Origin of the sequence: Paenibacillus sp. SAF-068 (genome assembly GCF_051967555.1) — a bacterium.
Taxonomy (GTDB): domain Bacteria; phylum Bacillota; class Bacilli; order Paenibacillales; family Paenibacillaceae; genus Paenibacillus.
Genome location: NZ_JBQCJX010000002.1, coordinates 1 through 18401 on the forward strand (window position 1 = coordinate 1; position 18401 = coordinate 18401).

At 46.1% G+C, this 18401-nt stretch carries 17 protein-coding genes and 2 tRNA genes; 17 read left to right on the forward strand and 2 right to left on the reverse strand.

Annotation, left to right across the window (positions count from 1 at the left end):
- Positions 1-90: 90 nt before the first annotated feature.
- The 10 genes from ACTHPG_RS14055 (at position 91) to yajC (ending at position 8467) form a co-directional block, all read left to right on the forward strand.
- A tRNA-Leu gene (locus tag ACTHPG_RS14055) sits at positions 91-169 on the forward strand.
- 7 nt (positions 170-176) lie between these two features.
- A tRNA-Pro gene (locus ACTHPG_RS14060) sits at positions 177-250 on the forward strand.
- A gap of 242 nt (positions 251-492) precedes the next feature.
- Positions 493-1185: a BofC C-terminal domain-containing protein gene (locus ACTHPG_RS14065; RefSeq protein ID WP_440390247.1), complete on the forward strand. Its 693-nt coding sequence runs from the start codon at positions 493-495 to the stop codon at positions 1183-1185.
- A gap of 306 nt (positions 1186-1491) precedes the next feature.
- On the forward strand, positions 1492-1995 hold the full coding sequence (gene ruvC, locus ACTHPG_RS14070) for a crossover junction endodeoxyribonuclease RuvC (RefSeq protein ID WP_017686765.1): 504 nt from the start codon (positions 1492-1494) through the stop codon (positions 1993-1995).
- On the forward strand, positions 1992-2606 hold the full coding sequence (ruvA, locus tag ACTHPG_RS14075) for a Holliday junction branch migration protein RuvA (protein WP_036616866.1): 615 nt from the start codon (positions 1992-1994) through the stop codon (positions 2604-2606). Before ruvC ends, ruvA begins: the two co-directional genes overlap by 4 nt.
- 54 nt (positions 2607-2660) lie before the next feature.
- Positions 2661-3671 carry a Holliday junction branch migration DNA helicase RuvB gene (ruvB, locus tag ACTHPG_RS14080; RefSeq protein WP_421891918.1) on the forward strand — a complete coding sequence of 337 codons (1011 nt, stop codon included), beginning with the start codon at positions 2661-2663 and terminating at the stop codon, positions 3669-3671.
- Positions 3672-3774: 103 nt separating this feature from the next.
- Entirely contained in the window at positions 3775-5877 is a 2103-nt protein-coding gene (locus tag ACTHPG_RS14085) for a SpoIID/LytB domain-containing protein (RefSeq protein ID WP_440390248.1), read from the forward strand.
- Positions 5878-5884: 7 nt separating this feature from the next.
- On the forward strand, positions 5885-6913 hold the full coding sequence (gene queA / locus ACTHPG_RS14090; protein ID WP_440390249.1) for a tRNA preQ1(34) S-adenosylmethionine ribosyltransferase-isomerase QueA: 1029 nt from the start codon (positions 5885-5887) through the stop codon (positions 6911-6913).
- Between the two features lie 35 nt (positions 6914-6948).
- On the forward strand, positions 6949-8085 hold the full coding sequence (tgt, locus tag ACTHPG_RS14095; RefSeq protein WP_036616872.1) for a tRNA guanosine(34) transglycosylase Tgt: 1137 nt from the start codon (positions 6949-6951) through the stop codon (positions 8083-8085).
- Positions 8086-8152: 67 nt separating this feature from the next.
- On the forward strand, positions 8153-8467 hold the full coding sequence (gene yajC, locus ACTHPG_RS14100) for a preprotein translocase subunit YajC (RefSeq protein WP_440390250.1): 315 nt from the start codon (positions 8153-8155) through the stop codon (positions 8465-8467).
- A 125-nt stretch (positions 8468-8592) separates the two neighbouring features.
- On the opposite strand, the gene ACTHPG_RS14105 is transcribed toward yajC, so the two are convergent.
- Positions 8593-8985, reverse strand: a complete 393-nt coding sequence (locus tag ACTHPG_RS14105) for a TIGR04086 family membrane protein (RefSeq protein ID WP_017686772.1) — start codon at positions 8983-8985, stop codon at positions 8593-8595.
- A gap of 227 nt (positions 8986-9212) precedes the next feature.
- Here ACTHPG_RS14105 and ACTHPG_RS14110 point away from each other — a divergent pair, with 227 nt between their 5' ends.
- On the forward strand, positions 9213-9926 hold the full coding sequence (locus ACTHPG_RS14110) for a YetF domain-containing protein (RefSeq protein ID WP_440390812.1): 714 nt from the start codon (positions 9213-9215) through the stop codon (positions 9924-9926).
- A 3-nt stretch (positions 9927-9929) separates the two neighbouring features.
- Here ACTHPG_RS14110 and spoVB read toward each other — a convergent pair whose 3' ends face one another.
- Entirely contained in the window at positions 9930-11564 is a 1635-nt protein-coding gene (gene spoVB / locus ACTHPG_RS14115) for a stage V sporulation protein B (RefSeq protein WP_440390251.1), read from the reverse strand.
- 227 nt (positions 11565-11791) lie between these two features.
- Between spoVB and ACTHPG_RS14120 the strand changes: the two genes are divergently transcribed.
- From ACTHPG_RS14120 to ACTHPG_RS14145, 6 genes are all read left to right on the forward strand, one after another.
- Positions 11792-12031, forward strand: a complete 240-nt coding sequence (locus tag ACTHPG_RS14120) for a post-transcriptional regulator (RefSeq protein ID WP_036617497.1) — start codon at positions 11792-11794, stop codon at positions 12029-12031.
- 91 nt (positions 12032-12122) lie between these two features.
- Positions 12123-13373 carry a protein translocase subunit SecD gene (gene secD / locus ACTHPG_RS14125; RefSeq protein WP_440390252.1) on the forward strand — a complete coding sequence of 417 codons (1251 nt, stop codon included), beginning with the start codon at positions 12123-12125 and terminating at the stop codon, positions 13371-13373.
- Complete coding sequence (secF, locus tag ACTHPG_RS14130) at positions 13363-14271, forward strand: protein translocase subunit SecF (protein ID WP_440390253.1); 909 nt, start codon at positions 13363-13365, stop codon at positions 14269-14271. The genes secD and secF overlap by 11 nt, the downstream gene beginning before the upstream one ends.
- Before the next feature lie 73 nt (positions 14272-14344).
- Positions 14345-15304, forward strand: a complete 960-nt coding sequence (locus ACTHPG_RS14135) for a cation diffusion facilitator family transporter (RefSeq protein ID WP_440390254.1) — start codon at positions 14345-14347, stop codon at positions 15302-15304.
- A 40-nt stretch (positions 15305-15344) separates the two neighbouring features.
- Positions 15345-17753, forward strand: a complete 2409-nt coding sequence (recJ, locus tag ACTHPG_RS14140; RefSeq protein WP_440390255.1) for a single-stranded-DNA-specific exonuclease RecJ — start codon at positions 15345-15347, stop codon at positions 17751-17753.
- 37 nt (positions 17754-17790) lie between these two features.
- On the forward strand, positions 17791-18306 hold the full coding sequence (locus ACTHPG_RS14145) for an adenine phosphoribosyltransferase (RefSeq protein ID WP_091020472.1): 516 nt from the start codon (positions 17791-17793) through the stop codon (positions 18304-18306).
- Positions 18307-18401 lie beyond the last annotated feature (95 nt).

Here is an 18401-nt window from a genome sequence, read left to right on the forward strand (position 1 = left end):
CCTTAGCTCAGCTGGATAGAGCGTTTGACTACGAATCAAAAGGCCGGGAGTTCGAATCTCTCAGGGCGCGCCATTATAACTTCATACTTTGCCGGCGTGGCGGAATGGCAGACGCGCTCGACTCAAAATCGAGTGGGAAACCGTGGAGGTTCGAGTCCTCTCGCCGGTATATATAACGGGATGTAGCTCAGCTTGGTAGAGCACCTGGTTTGGGACCAGGGGGTCGCATGTTCAAATCGTGTCATCCCGATCTCGAAAAAGTACTATCTATAATTAGATAGTGCTTTTTTATGTTTATTTTATTACGTTACGATATTACATGTGGAATACGATCACGATATGTGCTTAACATAACTTTTTATAATGCGTTCAGCTCTTGGTCCACGGTCCCTTGCTTCATGAAGATGCGGGTTCTTCTTCAGACGACAAGTTTTGCATAAAGCCTCGTTCTTTAGGTCACAATAGGTTTAAAAAGTGATAGAAGGGGTTCATGTGAACACGTTTAACATCAGAAAACAATTTAAGAGACGCTGGCGACGATGGAAACGAACGTTATGGATGACGGCGGCTCTGCTTGCAGTTACGATTTTGGCTTATAGCGGATTGTCTATCTCATCGGCGATTGAGCGTTTGCTGACGACTAATTTTAGTGAGGCAACCAGTGTGATGGGACCTGTTACGCAGGAAACAAGATCGGAACAGGAGATTCAGGCTTTAGTAGAGCAGCTTAATTCTGATCCGGATCATTTAACAAGTGTGGTGTTGAAAACACAGTACATCTGCGGAGTGGAGACAGAGCAGTTAGGTAAGATGGCTAGACCGCAGTTGAAGATGCTGTTGGCTCAACATCCGGAATGGGATGCTACCGTTGGAACATCAGATGAGTTGTACTTGAAGCAACGTGTAGATGACCTTTCACCCTTTTGTAAACAACAGGCTTATATTAGTATAGATGCTGTAGGGAACCTTAATTTATATGAGGGGAAGCCAGCAGAAGAGAAGGTCATTCGTACATTCTTTCAGTTGGATGTTGGGACGCTTGAGAGTTCTTTACCTGAAGGGGTGCTGGAGCAATTGCAACAGGGTATACGGATTCAAGACAAGGATGAGTATGATAGTGTAATCTCTACGTTCAGTGACTATGCCGTGGATGAAGACCATCATTTAATCCGCAATGGCGGGTAATCTAATCGTCCCCGCCTGAAATAGTAAGATGCTGAAGTACTCAAAAACTGGTAGACAACAGCAATAATTATGTGGTTTACGAAACCAGGCGATAGAATCCAAAATGCGTAGGTCTGGTGAAGGACATCGAAGAGATGTCCTTTTTGTCGTTTGAACCGAAATGCATGAAAATACGAATAAACATGAAAAGAAGCACGAATAAAGACGAGTAATGGGTTAGACAAAGTTTTTCCTGCCGCAGGGTCTATCTTTTGTTATAATGAAATGAAACGATACATATGTTCGCTTTTGTGAGGAGAGATGGTTTTGCGTTTTTTAGGAATTGACCCGGGGATAGCAATTGTTGGTTTTGGATTTGTGGATAAAATCGGCAGTAAGGTGGTACCCGTACAATATGGATGTATTCAGACGGAAGCTCATACCCCTGAAGAGGAACGTTTGCTTCACGTATATGAGGGTATGGTGCAATTAATTGATAAATACAAACCGGACGCAGTAGCGCTGGAGAAACTTTTTTTCAATCGGAACGTTACAACAGCGATGTCTGTCAGTCAGGCCAGAGGAGTCATGGTACTTGCTGCTGCACAGAAGGGTCTACCAATTGCAGAGTATACGCCAATGCAGATCAAGCAGGCTGTTGTTGGGTACGGTAAGGCAGAGAAGAAGCAAGTACAGGAGATGGTCAAAATGTTCTTGCGTCTTCAAGTTGTTCCTAAACCGGATGACGTAGCGGATGCATTGGCTGTAGCTGTGTGCCACGCGCACTCTTATACATTAAATTCCAAGTTGAATGAGGTATTGCGAAAATGATTGATTTTCTAAGAGGACAGTTCATTCATGTAGAGAATGATTATATTGTATTGGATGTTCATGGCGTGGGATATCGCGTATTTTGTCCGAATCCATTTGCATTTGCGAAGCAAGAAGGCGAAATTACGGTGTACACTCACCATCATGTGCGTGAAGATGCGATGTTGCTGTTTGGATTTGTGACACGGGATGAGCAGCGTTTGTTCCGCAAACTGATTGAAGTATCCGGTATTGGTCCCAAAGTGGCGCTGGGCATACTCGCTGGAGGTACACCAGAACATGTGGTTACGGCGATTTACCAAGAGAATTTAACGTTCTTGACCAAATTGCCGGGCATCGGCAAGAAGACTGCACAACGCATGATTCTGGATCTCAAGGATAAACTGGATAGTTTTGGCGCGGCAGCGTATGCAACAGGTTTGTTCGCTCCTCCATCGGAAGAGTCGGGAAGTGGTTCAGCCTGGGATGAGGCACGTGAAGGTCTTAAGGCACTTGGATATACTGACAGTGAGCTCGATAAAGTATGGCTCAAATTGAAAAAGGATGTTACTACAGCGGATTCTGTTGATGTGTTGATGAAAAAGGCGCTGCAAATGCTGTTTACGGGATAATACAATCTGCATAATATAATATAGCTGTAGCCTGCAAAAAAGGTAGGGATGAACATGGATGATCGGATCATATCCGCGAACCTGATGATGGAGGACCAAAATGTTGAGTTGAGTCTTCGTCCCCGGTATCTGAATGAATATATCGGGCAGAATCAGGTGAAGGAAAATTTAAAGATATATATTGAAGCTGCCAAATTCCGTAATGAGGCTTTGGATCACGTTTTGTTATACGGCCCACCTGGATTGGGTAAAACAACACTTGCCAATATTATTGCCAACGAATTGGGCGTTAATTTAAGAACTACGTCAGGCCCGGCCATTGAACGCCCGGGTGATCTTGCAGCATTGTTAACCAATCTGCAGGAAGGTGATGTGCTGTTTATCGATGAGATTCATCGTTTGCATCGTACGGTTGAAGAAGTCATGTACCCCGCCATGGAAGATTCGGCATTGGATATTATGATTGGTAAAGGTCCAAGTGCTCGTTCCGTTAGGCTGGATCTGCCACCATTCACTCTGATTGGTGCTACAACGCGCGCTGGCTTGCTGTCTGCGCCGCTTCGAGACCGGTTTGGTGTTATCAGTCGCTTGGAATTCTATACAGTTGATGAGCTAGCTTATATCGTCTCACGCTCTACCGAAATTTTGGGTGTGGAGATTGTGGGAGATGCTGCGGAAGAGATTGCACTGCGCTCCCGGGGGACACCGAGAATTGCAAACCGTTTGCTAAAACGAGTACGCGACTTTGCACAGGTGCGTGGGGACGGGATTATTACCCAGACACTGGCGGAAGAAGCACTGCAACGTCTCCAGATTGATCCACGTGGCTTGGATGAGATTGATCATAAGATGCTTAAATCGATGATCAACAGCTTCCGGGGAGGCCCGGTAGGGTTGGATACCATTGCTGCTACAATCGGTGAAGAAAGTCAGACGATCGAAGATGTCTATGAACCGTATCTACTTCAAATTGGTATGATTCAGCGTACACCTAGGGGGAGGATCGTAACAGATCTTGCCTATCATCATTTGGGTCTGCCTATTCCACCAAGGGACGGGAAATAATCGAGCCTGGTGAAAGTCCAAGATTTGACGTTTACCAATTGAAGGTTCACCATAAACATTGAAATATTACGTGTGTTAATCCGATATAAAGTGAAGGAAATGCATGGAGAGGAGTCTGAATGTGGGAAAAGCAATACGAACGAAGAAGTGGAGTCGTCGATTGAAGGTACTGGCGGCAGCTCTTTTGACAGTGGGTTGTCTGCAAGTGCCTGCATATGCAGCAGGAAATGATGGACAGACGATCCGGGTAGCCATGTTTGCGAATCTGGGCAGTACGTATAAATCAACTACACCACTTATCACGCTTGAATCGACAGGACAATGGAGTATCCAATCGGAGAGTGGCGCTAATGTAAGCCTCCCGGCAGGGCAAGTCCGTTTCAGTGCAGATGGATTCAGAGTGAAAGTGTTGGAAACAGCGGATTTCAAGGCAGCATCTGCAGCAGCAAAGTTGTTGCAGGCAACCGCGGATAAGCCATTGCTGTTTACAGCGTCTGTAAATGGAAATGCAATCTATCAGCTCTACACAGGCAACTATGCAACGGAGGCACTGGCTGGACAGGCTGTTACACGGGTACAAAAGGTAGCAGCAGGTCAATTGGCTGGTCAAAAGCCAGCGGTAACGGGAAGTAAACGACTGTCTGCTGGAACGTATGGTTCGATTCAGGAAGCAGAGGCAGCACAAGCCAGTCTTTTAGCAACAGGAGTTAGTGCTTATCCAGTCCTTCAATTGAATGGGGGAAGTCAAGCCTATGCGGTATGGTTGGGGGAAGCTTCAACGGATGCAGAATTGTCCACATTGAAGAAAAGTGTGGAAGCCAAAGCTCCAGGGGTAAGCCTTACACCTGTCAACAATAGCGCAGGACTCATCATTCGCCAAGATGCCGGATTAAGTACAGATGCACTCAAAACAGCTCCGCACTACACGATTGCAGGTACTGAAGCCAAAGCATTGGTTCAAGGAAACAGCAATGGTATCAAAGTAGTGGAGCGTTCCCAACGAACGTATCGTGGAGATATGGAAATCAGCATCGTGAGCGGTGATCTGGCGTTGGTCAATGTCGTTCCACTGGAACAATACCTGTACTCTGTCGTAGGGGCAGAGGTGTATTCTTCCTGGCCTGCTGAGGCTCTAAAAGTTCAAGCCGTAGCTGCTCGATCCTATGCGCTTCAACAAGGGGATCGTTTCAAAATTGCCAATGTCGTGGATACCACACTCAGCCAAGCCTATAACGGGATTGGTTCGGAGAACGATAAAGTAACCAGTGCAGTGGATGCAACGGCTGGAGAAGTGGTTAAGAGCGGTGGTAAAATCATCGAAGCTGTATTTTCCTCCAATGCGGGCGGTCAGACGGCTCATCCTTCTGAGGTATGGAACGGCGGAGCAGGTGTGTTCACCAATGTAATTAGCACGGGGGATACATCAGCCCAGGCAGGATTACATACGTGGTACCATGTGCTGCTCAGTTCAGGCGTTAGCGGGTACATTCGTGAGGATAACATCAAAGAATTAACGACCAAGACCAATGCGGGCCTGGCAAAAGTGACCGTAACGGCTCAGAATACCAATGTACGTCCCATTCCGTTAATTCAATCCAATGTGGAACCTGTAGCCAAAATGAATCCAGGCACCGAAGCTGTTGTACTGGCAAAAGTGGCTCAATCGAATGATTATGCCTGGGTGAGAGGACCTTTCACGTCTGCCCAGTTGGTTAAATCCCTTCAGGGTAAAACGACAGCGACTGTTCCTGCTTCAATCTCAACCTTGGAAGTAACCAAGCGTGGACCTTCTGGAAGAGCACTTGAAGTCACTGCCAACGGCCAAGCCATGACCGTGAAATATGCTGATACATACCGCTCTGCGCTCGGGGGGTTACCAAGCACTCTATTTGATATTGCAGGGACCGGAAGTTATACTGTATTAGGCGCTGACGGCAAAACAGCTAGTAAAACCGGCTCAAATGGTGCCTCTGTTTTGTCTTCTTCTGGCACAGGAACGTCATCCGGTAGTGCACTTGTAGTTATGAGTGGTGATGGTCAAGCGAGGGCAGTAACGCAGGGTCAGACATACATGTTCATCGGTCAGGGCAATGGTCACGGATTGGGCTTGTCCCAATGGGGAGCCAAAGGCATGGCAGATGAAGGGTATGATTACCAGGCAATATTGAAACACTATTATCAAAATGCGACTATTGTTAAGGAATGAAACTAAAATGAATGTGAACTTATATGATTTTGAATTGCCAGAGCAATTGATTGCACAGACGCCGTTGCTTGATCGCACGGCATCCCGGTTGCTCACTTTGAACAAAGATAGTGGTGAGATTAATCATCAAACGTTTCCTGATATTATCGATTTTCTGGAGTCAGGCGACACATTGATTCTGAATGACACCCGTGTTCTTCCAGCCCGTCTGTTTGGTACAAAGGAAGATACCGGAGCAAAAGCAGAAGTATTATTGCTTAAAAATGTCGAAGGCGACAAGTGGGAAGCACTGGTTAAGCCGGGGAAAAAGCTGAAAGCTGGTTCGGTGATCGTATTTGGAGATGAACTGAAGGCAATCATTGAAGAAGAGGGCGAGATGGGGGCACGCACACTTACGTTTACGTATGATGGAATCTTCCAGGAGATTCTGGACCGTCTGGGTGAGATGCCGTTGCCACCATATATCAAAGAGACATTGGATGACCGCGAACGATATCAGACCGTGTATGCCAAGCATGAAGGATCGGCGGCTGCACCTACAGCGGGATTACATTTTACAGATGAATTGTTGGATCAGATTCGTGCCAAGGGTGTTAATGTCGCTTTCATTACGCTTCACGTAGGACTGGGTACGTTCAGACCGATGTCGGTAGACGTCGTAGAAGATCATGTCATGCATGAGGAGTATTACTCCTTGTCACAAGAAACGGCAGAACTGATTAACCAGACCAAAGAGAATGGACATCGTGTGTTTGCGGTTGGCACAACGAGCTGCAGGACTTTGGAAACGGTAGGCAGCAAATTCGAGAATGGATTACTGCAAGCGAGCAGCGGATGGACCAGCATTTTTATCTATCCAGGATATTCCTTCAAAGTGATCGATGGGATGCTTACGAATTTTCATCTCCCGAAATCCACGTTGGTTATGTTGGTTAGTGCACTTGCAGGCAGGGAACATATTATGCAGGCATATGAGGAAGCCATCCAAGAGCAATACCGGTTCTTCAGCTTCGGCGATGCCATGTTGATATATTAGTATAACGATTAACTTTTAGAGGATGATTAAAACCAATGGCAGCAATTACGTATGAACATATTAAAACTTGTAAACAATCCGGTGCACGTCTGGGGCGTGTGCATACACCTCACGGTATCATTGAGACACCGACCTTTATGCCTGTAGGTACACAGGCAACTGTAAAAACAATGAGCCCAGAAGAATTGAAAGAAATGGATGCTCAGATCATTTTGAGTAATACCTATCATCTGTTTCTACGACCAGGACATGAAATCATTCGTGAAGCTGGCGGATTGCACAAGTTCATGAACTGGGATCGTCCCATTCTGACGGACAGCGGCGGATTCCAGGTGTTTTCTCTCAGCGAGATGCGCAAGATTACAGAAGAGGGCGTTAACTTCCGCTCCCACTTGAACGGAGATAAGAAGTTCCTTTCTCCAGAAGTGGCCATGGAAATTCAAAATGCACTTGGCTCCGATATTATGATGGCATTTGATGAATGTCCACCGTATCCGGCTGAATATGAATATGTCAAAAAATCACTCGAAAGAACGAGCCGCTGGGCAGAACGTTGCCTCGAAAGCCACGCTCGTCCGCATGACCAAGGTCTGTTTGCCATTGTACAGGGAGGCATGCATGAAGATCTTCGCCGTCAGAGCGCGGCAGATTTGACTTCCATGGATTTCCCGGGGTATGCTATTGGTGGACTGAGTGTTGGAGAACCGAAACATTTGATGTATGGTGTATTGGATTATACGTTACCTTTGTTGCCGTCCAATAAACCACGTTATTTGATGGGGGTAGGTTCGCCCGATGCGTTGATTGAGGGATCTATTCGTGGAGTGGACATGTTCGATTGTGTTCTGCCTACCCGGATTGCCCGTAACGGAACAACGATGACCAGCCAAGGACGTCTGGTAGTTCGCAATGCCAAGTTTGCAACTGATTTTGGGCCACTTGACCCAGAGTGTGATTGCTACACTTGTCGCAACTATTCCAGAGCTTACCTGCGTCATCTGATCAAAGCAGATGAAACATTTGGCCTGCGTTTGACAACGATCCATAATCTTCATTTCTTGCAGAATTTGATGCGTAACGTGCGTAAAGCCATTATGGAAGATCGTTTGCTTGATTTCCGGGATGAATTTTTCGATCAATATGGTCTTCATGACAATGACAAAGGTTTCTGATTGAGTTGTTGAGGGAACCGGCGTAACAAGCAATATCTGTATGTATAGTCGATAAGGGGGAGTTTGAATGTTTCAGGGAATGACTCTAGCAGGAACACCAGCAGGTGGTGGAATTGTATCTTTGATTGTACCTTTGGTACTCATGGTTGCAATCTTCTACTTCTTGATGATTCGTCCACAGAACAAAAAGCAAAAGCAACGGAACTCCATGCTGAGCCAATTGAAAAAGGGCGATAAAATTGTAACGATTGGTGGCCTTCACGGTACGATCGCTGAGATCACGGATGATGTGGTTGTGTTGCGCGTAAACGATGTAACTAAATTGACGTTTGATCGCAATGCAATCAGCACGGCTGTATCTCGTGACACGGCTGTTGAATAGTTACTGTAACATAAAATAACGAGGGAGCGTTTGTGGCGTATTCCCTAGCAGAGAACCGGATCTCCCTGGAGACTCGGTTCTCTTTTTTGTTTTATGAGGGAAGGTCAATGTTCTTCACCAGTCAGTTAGGAACGATGGGTATTAACACCGAACATGCCACCGAGAGCTGAAATGAAGAAAGCGCTAAGCAGTTGTAAACTATCTTTCCAATTAAACGAAGCATCCAGCGCAAGAAATCCAATCAACAACACGAGGAGTCCATATACAATTCCGGTAATCCCTCCGTAGTACCACCCTTTTTCTCCAGAGCGTTTGCCTGCGACAAAACCACCAACCAATAGCGACAACCCATGAACAACATAGGTATACAACGAGAGGTCCTGTTCCCGCATTCCGCTCATCCAGAGAAAAAGGGAGAGAATCAATGCTCCGATAAACATCCATACAAAAGCCTGACAGAGGCCTGACAGAATCGGATTGGACACTCGAAACGAAACCAAGCGGCGGATCAATTGCATGAAGCAACCCCCTTGTACAAGTTTGAAGTTAATACAGTGTATGGTCAAGCCTTCAGACTTATGAACTGATTTCCATTAAATGAACGGTTTATTTCTGCATGAGCCTGTAAGGTTCAGGTCAAAATAGGGATTGCACTACCAGCTAACTGTTAAAAACTCAGTTTCGAAGGAGGCCCCCTGTTGTGAACTTCCCAGATGTCGGATCACATATCTTTCGAACCATTCTCATGTACTTTCTGGTGTACTGTGCAATGAGAGTTATGGGTAAACGTGAGATTGGTAAGCTATCCATGTTTGATCTTGTCGTATCGATTATGCTTGCTGAAATGGCTTCTTTTGTCATTGAAGATGTTGATAAACCCCTATCCCATGGGATTGCCCCTATGCTTACTTTGATTATTGTACAGGTCGGGATGGCCTTTGTTGGTCTCAAAAGTAGGCGTCTTCGCCTGATGATCGATGGCAAACCTACTGTTTTGATCTCCAAAGGCGTTCTTCACCGAGATGAGATGCGGAAGCAACGATATAACCTGGATGATCTATTACAGCAACTCCGTGAACAGAATGTAGACAGTATCGGTGATGTTGATTTCGCTATTTTGGAGACGACGGGTAAGTTGACCGTTTTTCCCAAGGATGAGAACGCTTCTAACGAAAGCAATTCATCAGGCTCTAATTCGGAAGGGGTTTCTTCCAGTAAGTCCAAAGCAGAGAAAAATCAGATTGATGGATTCCCAAATATTAAATACGAAGGCCTGCCACTGCCCCTCATTATGGACGGAAAAGTACAGGATCAGAATCTGGAGATCATCCAGAAAACGAGATTTTGGCTGAAAAATCAAATTCAACAAAACGGAATTCTAGATTTCAAAGATGTATTTATATGCTCCATTGATCACAATGGTAAGATATATGTAAGCCCAAAAGATGATAAAAAATGAAATTCATTTGCCTGACCGACGCTTGAACCATGAACCTATCAGAGGAGCCCGGGACAGATCATGGAAGTCAATCATTTTGGTCCAGCCCATGACGATGAAATACACAATAAGCCCAGCAAAAGGAGCGAGAAGCATCCGGAGCCAGAATGGCAGTATCATCGCAGTCTCTTCGTACACGAGTAAGGTGGCTGCTCCCATAATAAACATTCCTGCACCCGTCTTGACCCAATCCATAAATTTGAAGCGGAACTGTAGCAAACTACGTACGCTTTGGGCATGTAACAGGGTAACTACAGTAGAATTCACACAGATGGCGATCACTGCACCGAAGATACCATATTCAGGCCGGGAAGCGAGCGTTAAAATTAACGTAATTTTGATAACAGCACCGATAAATGTATTCAGCAGTGCTTTACCAGGACGGTCAAGAGCTTGTAATGCAGCTTGAAGAGGAGCTTGAATATAAATGAACAAAGCAAAAGGAGCCATTAGTTTCAGCATGCTTCCAATCGATGCATCATTATACAGAACAAGACACATCGGTTCGGCAAGCACATACATAAACACAGAAAACGGAGCACCTGTTACGAGTGCCAAACGTAAGGCCTGATGCATCCTTTTGTGAATTAGTGCGCGATCTCCCTGCGCAGAAGCTTCGGACAGGGAAGGTACAAGTGATGTCGCAAGCGATGAAGTCAATGCCCCTGGTAGCAGCAGTAAAGGAATAATCATACCTTGTAGTGCACCATATTGTGCTGTAGCGATTCCTTTGGATATGCCTGCCAGAGCCAGACTCTGGGCAGTAACAATGGTTTCGGCCAGGTATGATAGAGAACCAACCAATCGGCCTGCTGTAACAGGAATGGAGATTGCAAGCAAACGCCGGATTAATCCAGGCTGTGGAGTACCATTTTCCACCAGAACTGAAGATGTTGGGTTTAAAGGTTTGGCTGAAGGTTTGGTTGTGAGATTGGACATGTTCTGTTGCATGACGAGAGGTAACTCTTTTTTCTGTCTGTTATACTTCCACAAGAGTACAAGCATACCGCCAAATTCTCCAACGAGCGCTCCCAGCATGGCACCAGCAGCAGCTTGGGCAATACCGTGGGGGAGGAGAAGCCAGGCAAACCAGATGACACAAACGATGCGAATGATCGTTTCAACAATGGATGAAATGGCAGTAGGCATCATGTTTTGCTTGCCCTGGAAGTACCCTCTGTAGACGGCGGATACGGCGATGATGGCAATCATGGGACTCATACTAACGAACGTATGATACACCCGCTCATCTGTGAGCACGTACTTGGTAACCCAGGGTGCGAATAGGATGCACAAAAACATGAATACTACACCCAACGTCAACGTAAAGCTTAAACTTACTTGCAGGATTCGCTGGGGGGAATAACGATTGGCGCCAGTGTCAGCTTCGGCTACGAGCTTGGCTACGGCCAGCGGAATACCACCCGTAATTAATGTCACCAGTACGATAAAAAAGGGATAGCTCAATTGGTAGATGCCAACACCTTCTGCACCGATGACTCGTGGCAGCGCAATGCGCGGGATGAACCCTAGTATTCGATTAATTATGCCTGCCGCGAGCAGGATCATGGCCCCCTGGATAAATGTCTGTTTCTTCAAGACTACCCCTCTTTCCCGGTTGAAAGTACAGGTTATCATCGTAAACGGGACAAAGCCGTTGTTCTTCATCCTATGCCAGTCCTTCATCTTCTCATGACAACTTGGACACGATTAACAAAAAGAACCATAACCAGCAAGAAGGAATATGATCAGGCGAAGTCGAATGATGTAATATTGATGCCGCATAAAGGCTTGGATGTACGAAGGGAGGCTCCCCGTTGGAAGAAATGAATGATGTGGAGTTGGAACAGTCAATAGAGATGCTCTGCCGTAGCAAGGCGGAAGAATTAAGGCTTGTCGGTTACGAATATGTCACCAGCAAAGATGTCTGGAATTGCGTCAGTCATAAATATGAAAAACAGGGCATTCCACCGCTTCACCAGCTGGTGAACGACATTTTGTCACTGAAAGCAACAAGCTTTATGAACTTTATGACCGTGTCTGCATACCGGGGGTCCTCTTTCTAGACGAAAGGGATCTTTTTTGTTGAAAATTGACTGCTTTTTACGGCATCGCTATAATGGGAATATTGAGAACGAAAGGGGATCTAGGAACGGCATGAAAAGAATTATCAGTTTCATTCTGGTCGTGCTTGTCACCACAGGGGTTATGGTGGGAACAAGCCCGGAACTGCTCAAAAATATACGCTTGGGCCTTGATTTAAAAGGAGGCTACGAGATCTTATATGAAGCAGAGCCGCTCGATGAGGGACAACAAGTCACCAAAGCATCACTGGTGCAGACGGCCAAGAGTCTTGAAAGCCGCGCCAATGCGCTCGGAACAAGCGAACCGGAGGTAACTACCGAAGGAAGCAACCGGATTCGTTTGAAGTTGGCAGGGGTTACGGATGAGGCTGAAGTTAGAGCCAAAATGAAAGAACCAGCCGTTTTGACCTTCCGTAGTAAAGCTGAGAACGACAAGGAAGGTGAATACACCAAAATTGAACTTCGCGGAAATGAATTTGTTGAGAATGCGGCGAAGGTTGTGTTCACTCAATTGAATGAGCCTATGATTGACATTCAAGTGAAAGACAAAGCCAAATTTTCCGAGATTACCAAACGTTTGATTGGACAACCTCTCGCTATTTATTTGGACGATGAGTTGCTCTCTGCTCCAACTGTTAGACAACAGTTGACAGATGGCTCCGCTCAGATTTCGGGTGCTTACACACGTGACGAAGCAAACCAGCTTCGTGACACCATTAACCTAGGTGCACTGCCACTGAAACTTACAGAGAAGTATTCACAAAGTGTTGGTGCAACACTCGGTAAGCTTTCTCTGGATCAGACCATTAAAGCGGGATTGATTGGTTCCGTTATTATTCTGGTGTTCATGATTGGGCTTTATCGCATTCCAGGTATTATTGCAAGTTTTGCCTTGATTACACATACGTGGCTGGTACTAGCAATCTTCTATTTAGGAGAATTCGTGCTGACGCTTCCAGGTATTGCGGCGTTTATCCTGGGTATAGGTATGGCGGTCGATGCCAATATCATCACGTACGAACGGATAAAAGAAGAAATGCGCAGTGGTAAGTCGATCTTGTCTTCCGTTAAAGCGGGAAGCAAGCATTCCTTCCGGACAATCATCGACTCCAACATCACAACCATTATTGCTGCTGCTGTTATGTTCTTCTTGGGTACAGGTGCGGTTAAAGGGTTTGCACTCGTGCTGATTTTTGACATTGTCACCAGTATTATCACGAATATTTTCTTCTCCCGCTTCCTGTTGACCCTGCTTGTACGGGGTAACGTGTTGAAGAAGCCTAAGTACTTCGGAGTGAAGGAGAGTGAAATTCGTGCGCTTTAATTGGAATTTTGATTATATTAAAGGCAGTAAGATTGCCTATATCTTCTCGATTATTCTGACGATTACGGGGATCATCAGCATTCTGGCTCTGGGTTTGAATTACGCGGTTGATTTCCGTGCCGGATCGAATGTGGATATTACCGTATCCAAAGCAATTACAACGGAGCAGATTAATCCGATCGTGAATGACTTAGGTGTTAATGAAGGTGATGTCCAGATTACGACTGGAGCGGACCGTGTTAACGTCCGTTTTTCGAATGAACTGGATGAAAATCAAGAGAGCAAATTTAAGCAAGAGTTCACCAAACTGGATCCATCAGCTTCCTATGAAGTAAATACGGTTGATCCTGAGATGGCCAAAGAGTTGGAACGCAACGCAATCTACGCGGTACTCATTGCGAGTATCGGTATCATGATCTATGTTGCAATCCGATTCGAGTGGCGCTTTGGTTTGGCTGCGGTTATCGCACTCTTCCATGACGCATTTGTCGTAATCAGTGTGTTCTCCATCTTCCGTTTGGAAGTGGACCTGACCTTTATTACTGCAGTACTGACCATTGTCGGGTTCTCGATCAACGATACCATCGTTATCTTTGACCGGATTCGTGAGAATCTGCGTTTTGCCAAAAAGACAACCAAAGCCGACTTGCGTGAGGTAGTCAATCGCAGTTTGGCTCAAACGATGACACGTTCCCTGAATACAACATTCACCGTGTTTGCAGCTTCCATCTGTTTGTTCATATTTGGTGGAGAATCCATTCGCATGTTCTCGCTTGCGATGGTTATCGGAACCTTGTTCGGCGCATATTCTTCAATCTATATCGCTGCTCCACTATGGCTGATGCTCAAAGGTAAACAAGTGGAAAAGCCAAAAACAGTAGCTAAAGAATCTAACTAAACATTTTATTGTGAAGCCGCGTCTGCCAGGCGCGGTTTTGCAACTTTATGTACAGAATTAAGGGGGAATATTCATGACCAGAGAACATATCCCATCTGCTCAGGCTGCCACATGGAGTGGTATTGCCGGCAATATGGGACTAGCGGTAATCAAAGCGGGAGTCGGTTATATGGCAAATAGCAAATCATTGCTCGCTGACGGCTTGTATTCTGCTTCTGAAGCTGGTTCTTCCCTGGCTGGTCTCTTTCCCTCAAAGTCTGTACGCGATAAGAGCAAGGCTCGCAGGGAACGGTTTAAAGAACATTCACGTGTTGCTAGACCCGGAATCTCAGTTTTGTTATCCGTGCTGATCCTCATGGGTGGATTACAGCTTGCCATCTCTGCATTGGGCAGCCTCTCCGGAAGTGAGCCGGAAGCACCCGGCAAGTCTGTACTTTTGGTGGCTGTTGCAGCGCTGGCGGTAAAAGAAGCGATTTTTCAATTTCAGTACAGATATTTCCGTAAACGAAACCAGTCTCAGGCGCTGGCCTATGCCCAGCAACATCGTCGTGCGCTCTATTGCTCTCTCACTGTGTTAATCGGCATTATAGGTTCAATGACAGGTGAAGAGACGGGTCTGAGCATGCTGCTCTACCTGGATCCCACAGCTGCGTTGATTGCTTCCTGCTTTGTGCTTCATAAGGGTTATCGAATGATTGTGGACACAGTGTACGGTTCACTTGTTCAGGAGCTGGAGCAGGAAGAAGCGGCCGATTTCAAAGAGACTGTACAGCGGGTATATGGCATCATTACCATTGAGCATTTGGTTGCACGTGAACAGGAACATGACGTTATGATTGAGCTGGTCATCAGTGTGAATCCGAGGATATCAATACTGGAAGCACAGGAGATTGCGAATCGGGCCAAGACACTGTTGCTAACCCGATTCAGTCATGTGAAAGAAGTACAGATTCAAGCGATACCTTATGATCCAGGATATCCTTATAAATCCAATCATGAACTGCCCGATCACGAAGCGACATTAATTCAATAGTGAAGCGCGGGTCCAGTAGATCAGGAAAGGAGCGTTATCATTGCTTTATTCGCAATACCGGTGGAATACACCGAATATCGATTTGGAGGCGGCTGCGGGACTCTCGCAGGCGCTTTCCGTTTCGCCCCTTGTTGGACGTTTGCTTGTGAGTCGAGGAGTGCACAATGAGAAGGAGGCCGAGCGTTTTTTGCATCCTGATCTCAATCAGATGCATGATCCTTATCTGCTACTCGGCATGAGTGAAGCTGTGCCTCGAATCAAGCTGGCTTTGGAGCGAGAAGAACACATTCTGATTTACGGGGATTATGACGCGGATGGCGTCTCCAGTACATCGCTGATGATCCATTTGATGCGTCATCTTGGTGCTTCGTACGATATATATATCCCTCATCGCTCCAATGAAGGATATGGGTTACACAACCATGCATTGGATTGGGCCCATCAACAAGGCGTTTCATTGATTATTACCGTGGATACCGGGATCAGTGCAGTTGAACAGATTGCCTATGCGGCAACACTGGGCATCGAAGTCATTGTGACAGATCATCACGAGCCACCTGAAATTTTGCCAGAAGCCTTTACTCTTATTAATCCAAAGCTTCCGGGATGTCCGTATCCTTTTAAAGGTTTGGCAGGAGCGGGAGTAGCCCTGAAACTCGCTCAGGCATTAATTGGGGAAGTACCCGGTGAATGGATGGAAATTGCCGCTATTGGCACGGTTGCCGACCTGATGCCTTTGGAAGGGGAGAACCGGGTTATTGTCAGTTATGGAATTGAATCCATGCGTGGTTCACGTCTTCCCGGTGTAAGTGCATTGATTGAAATCAGTGGTGTGGATCAGAGTCAGGTGACTTCGATAAATATTGCCTTTGCCATGGCACCGCGTATTAATGCCAGTGGACGTTTGGATCATGCTGGAAGAGCAGTGTCACTTCTCACTACCGAGAATCTGGATGAAGCTCATACGCTTGCCGGCCAGCTAGATCTATTGAATCGGGAGCGTCAACAAGTCGTAGAAGGCATATTACAAGAAGCAACGGCACAGTTGGAACAAAAGATAGAGCTTCGCTCGGGATCGGTTCCGGATGTAATCGTATTGGCTGGTGAAGGTTGGAATGTTGGAGTAGTTGGTATTGTGGCTTCCAAATTGCTGGACCGCTATTATCGCCCTACACTTATCCTCGGGATTGATCCAGAGAGTGGTGTCTGCAAAGGCTCTGCGCGCTCTATTGAGGGCTTGGATATCTATGAGGCGCTCACAGTCAATAAACACACCATGGACCATTACGGGGGCCATCCGGCTGCAGCAGGTATGACGCTGCATCGCAATCAACTGGAAGAACTTGAGGCTGGTCTGAATGAGTTTGCTGCAACCGTATTGACGGAAGCAGACTTTATACCTCAGCGTCTTGCAGATGATGAATGCAGAATCAGTGATGTTCCGTTGAAAGTGATCCAGGAGATCGACAGATTGCAGCCTTTCGGGATGAGCAATCCTTCGCCACGGTTTGTACTGAGAAGTGTGACTGTGAAGGAAACCAGAACGATGGGACGAGAGAAACGCCATCTGAAACTGGTTCTGGAGCAAGATGGACAGCAACTGGAAACAGTGGCTTTTGGCAAGGGAGCGTTAGCGGAGTTCCTTCTCCCGGGTTCCGTTATTGATGTGATGGGTGAGTTGTCCATTAATGAATGGAATGGGATGAGAAAACCTCAATTGATGCTTCAGGACATTCATGTTCCTCAGGTACAAGTGTTTGATATGCGTGGTCATGCCGAGCCATTGAATGCGATGAAGCATTTCTTGAGCTCCATTGAGGTGCATCTACGATATAAATCAGGTTCTGTTGGTGCTATAGTTCGGAAAGAAACAGATGTTTCCGAGGGAAATTCATTGTATGAACCTTGCCTTTGGGTATATGATAGAAAGGTCGGGTTATTTCCGTGTAATGCTGCTGCACAGCATTATGGACAGGAACAAGTCCGGACGTTATTTGTGTTTGATACGCCGGAAACCCCGGAACAACTTGATGCCATGCTGGCTTTGTTCAGTGGAGCTGAGAATATCATCCTTCTGCACGGATCAGGCAACCGCCGAGATCGCCTTCAGATGCCTTCCAGAGATCTCTTTAAGCGTATTTATATGCAGGTGTTGAAATGGAAAGCTGAACCCGTGGAGGAACAAGAGATTACTCCTATGCTCAGTCGTCAGTGTGGTTGTTCACCACGCATGATTACGATGATGTTGGATGTATTCGAAGAGTTATCCTTCATTACTCGTGATAACGGCAAAATTGCGTTTGTGGATAACCCGCCTAAACGCGAACTAACCGCTTCACGTCACTATCAGGCGCTCGAAAACATGGCCGAGATTGAACAGGTGATGCTGGATGCAGCCACACCGCAACTGACACAATGGATGATATCCCGGATGAAGGGCGTATCTTAGATGGAAGTTTGTGTATTTATTTTAGGAGGAGATTATTTTGGATTTTAAAGATTATATTCGTGTCATTCCTGACTTTCCACAACCGGGAATCAGCTTTAAGGACATTACGACATTGTTGAAGGATGGAGAAATGTACCGCAATGCGATCAATGAATTGAAAGTGATGGTTTCTGATCTCAAAATTGACGTCATTGCTGGACCTGAAGCACGTGGTTTCGTTGTGGGCGCCCCTCTGGCATACGCTCTTGGTGTCGGTTTTGCTCCGATCCGCAAAAGTGGAAAACTGCCTGGAGAGACGATTGAAGTCGGTTATGACCTCGAATATGGCAAGGATACACTTGCTATGCACACAGATGCGATTGAAAAAGGTCAAAATGTCCTGATCGCAGATGATCTGCTCGCAACGGGTGGAACAATTGCAACTTCCATCAACCTGATTGAACAATTAGGTGGGAACGTTGTTGGCGCTGCATTTCTGATCGAGCTGTCTGATCTGAATGGTCGTGCCAAATTGCCTGAGAAAATCGATGTGTTCACATTGATGAATTACTAAGTTGAAGTCTCCACATGTACCGCTGTGATGAAACATGAATTGTTTTTCCGTTTCCCGGGAAATAATATACAGCATCAATGATTATAAAAAAGCCT

Bases quoted from the DNA above. Each gene is read 5' to 3' on its own strand.
- ACTHPG_RS14085 (WP_440390248.1), top strand. From the start codon at position 3,775: ATGGAGAGGAGTCTGAATGTGGGAAAAGCAATACGAACGAAGAAGTGG.
- ACTHPG_RS14105 (WP_017686772.1), bottom strand. From the start codon at position 8,985: ATGCAATTGATCCGCCGCTTGGTTTCGTTTCGAGTGTCCAATCCGATT.
- ruvB (WP_421891918.1), top strand. From the start codon at position 2,661: ATGGATGATCGGATCATATCCGCGAACCTGATGATGGAGGACCAAAAT.
- ACTHPG_RS14110 (WP_440390812.1), top strand. From the start codon at position 9,213: ATGTACTTTCTGGTGTACTGTGCAATGAGAGTTATGGGTAAACGTGAG.
- ACTHPG_RS14135 (WP_440390254.1), top strand. From the start codon at position 14,345: ATGACCAGAGAACATATCCCATCTGCTCAGGCTGCCACATGGAGTGGT.
- ACTHPG_RS14120 (WP_036617497.1), top strand. From the start codon at position 11,792: ATGAATGATGTGGAGTTGGAACAGTCAATAGAGATGCTCTGCCGTAGC.
- secD (WP_440390252.1), top strand. From the start codon at position 12,123: ATGAAAAGAATTATCAGTTTCATTCTGGTCGTGCTTGTCACCACAGGG.
- tgt (WP_036616872.1), top strand. From the start codon at position 6,949: ATGGCAGCAATTACGTATGAACATATTAAAACTTGTAAACAATCCGGT.
- ruvA (WP_036616866.1), top strand. From the start codon at position 1,992: ATGATTGATTTTCTAAGAGGACAGTTCATTCATGTAGAGAATGATTAT.
- queA (WP_440390249.1), top strand. From the start codon at position 5,885: ATGAATGTGAACTTATATGATTTTGAATTGCCAGAGCAATTGATTGCA.
- yajC (WP_440390250.1), top strand. From the start codon at position 8,153: ATGTTTCAGGGAATGACTCTAGCAGGAACACCAGCAGGTGGTGGAATT.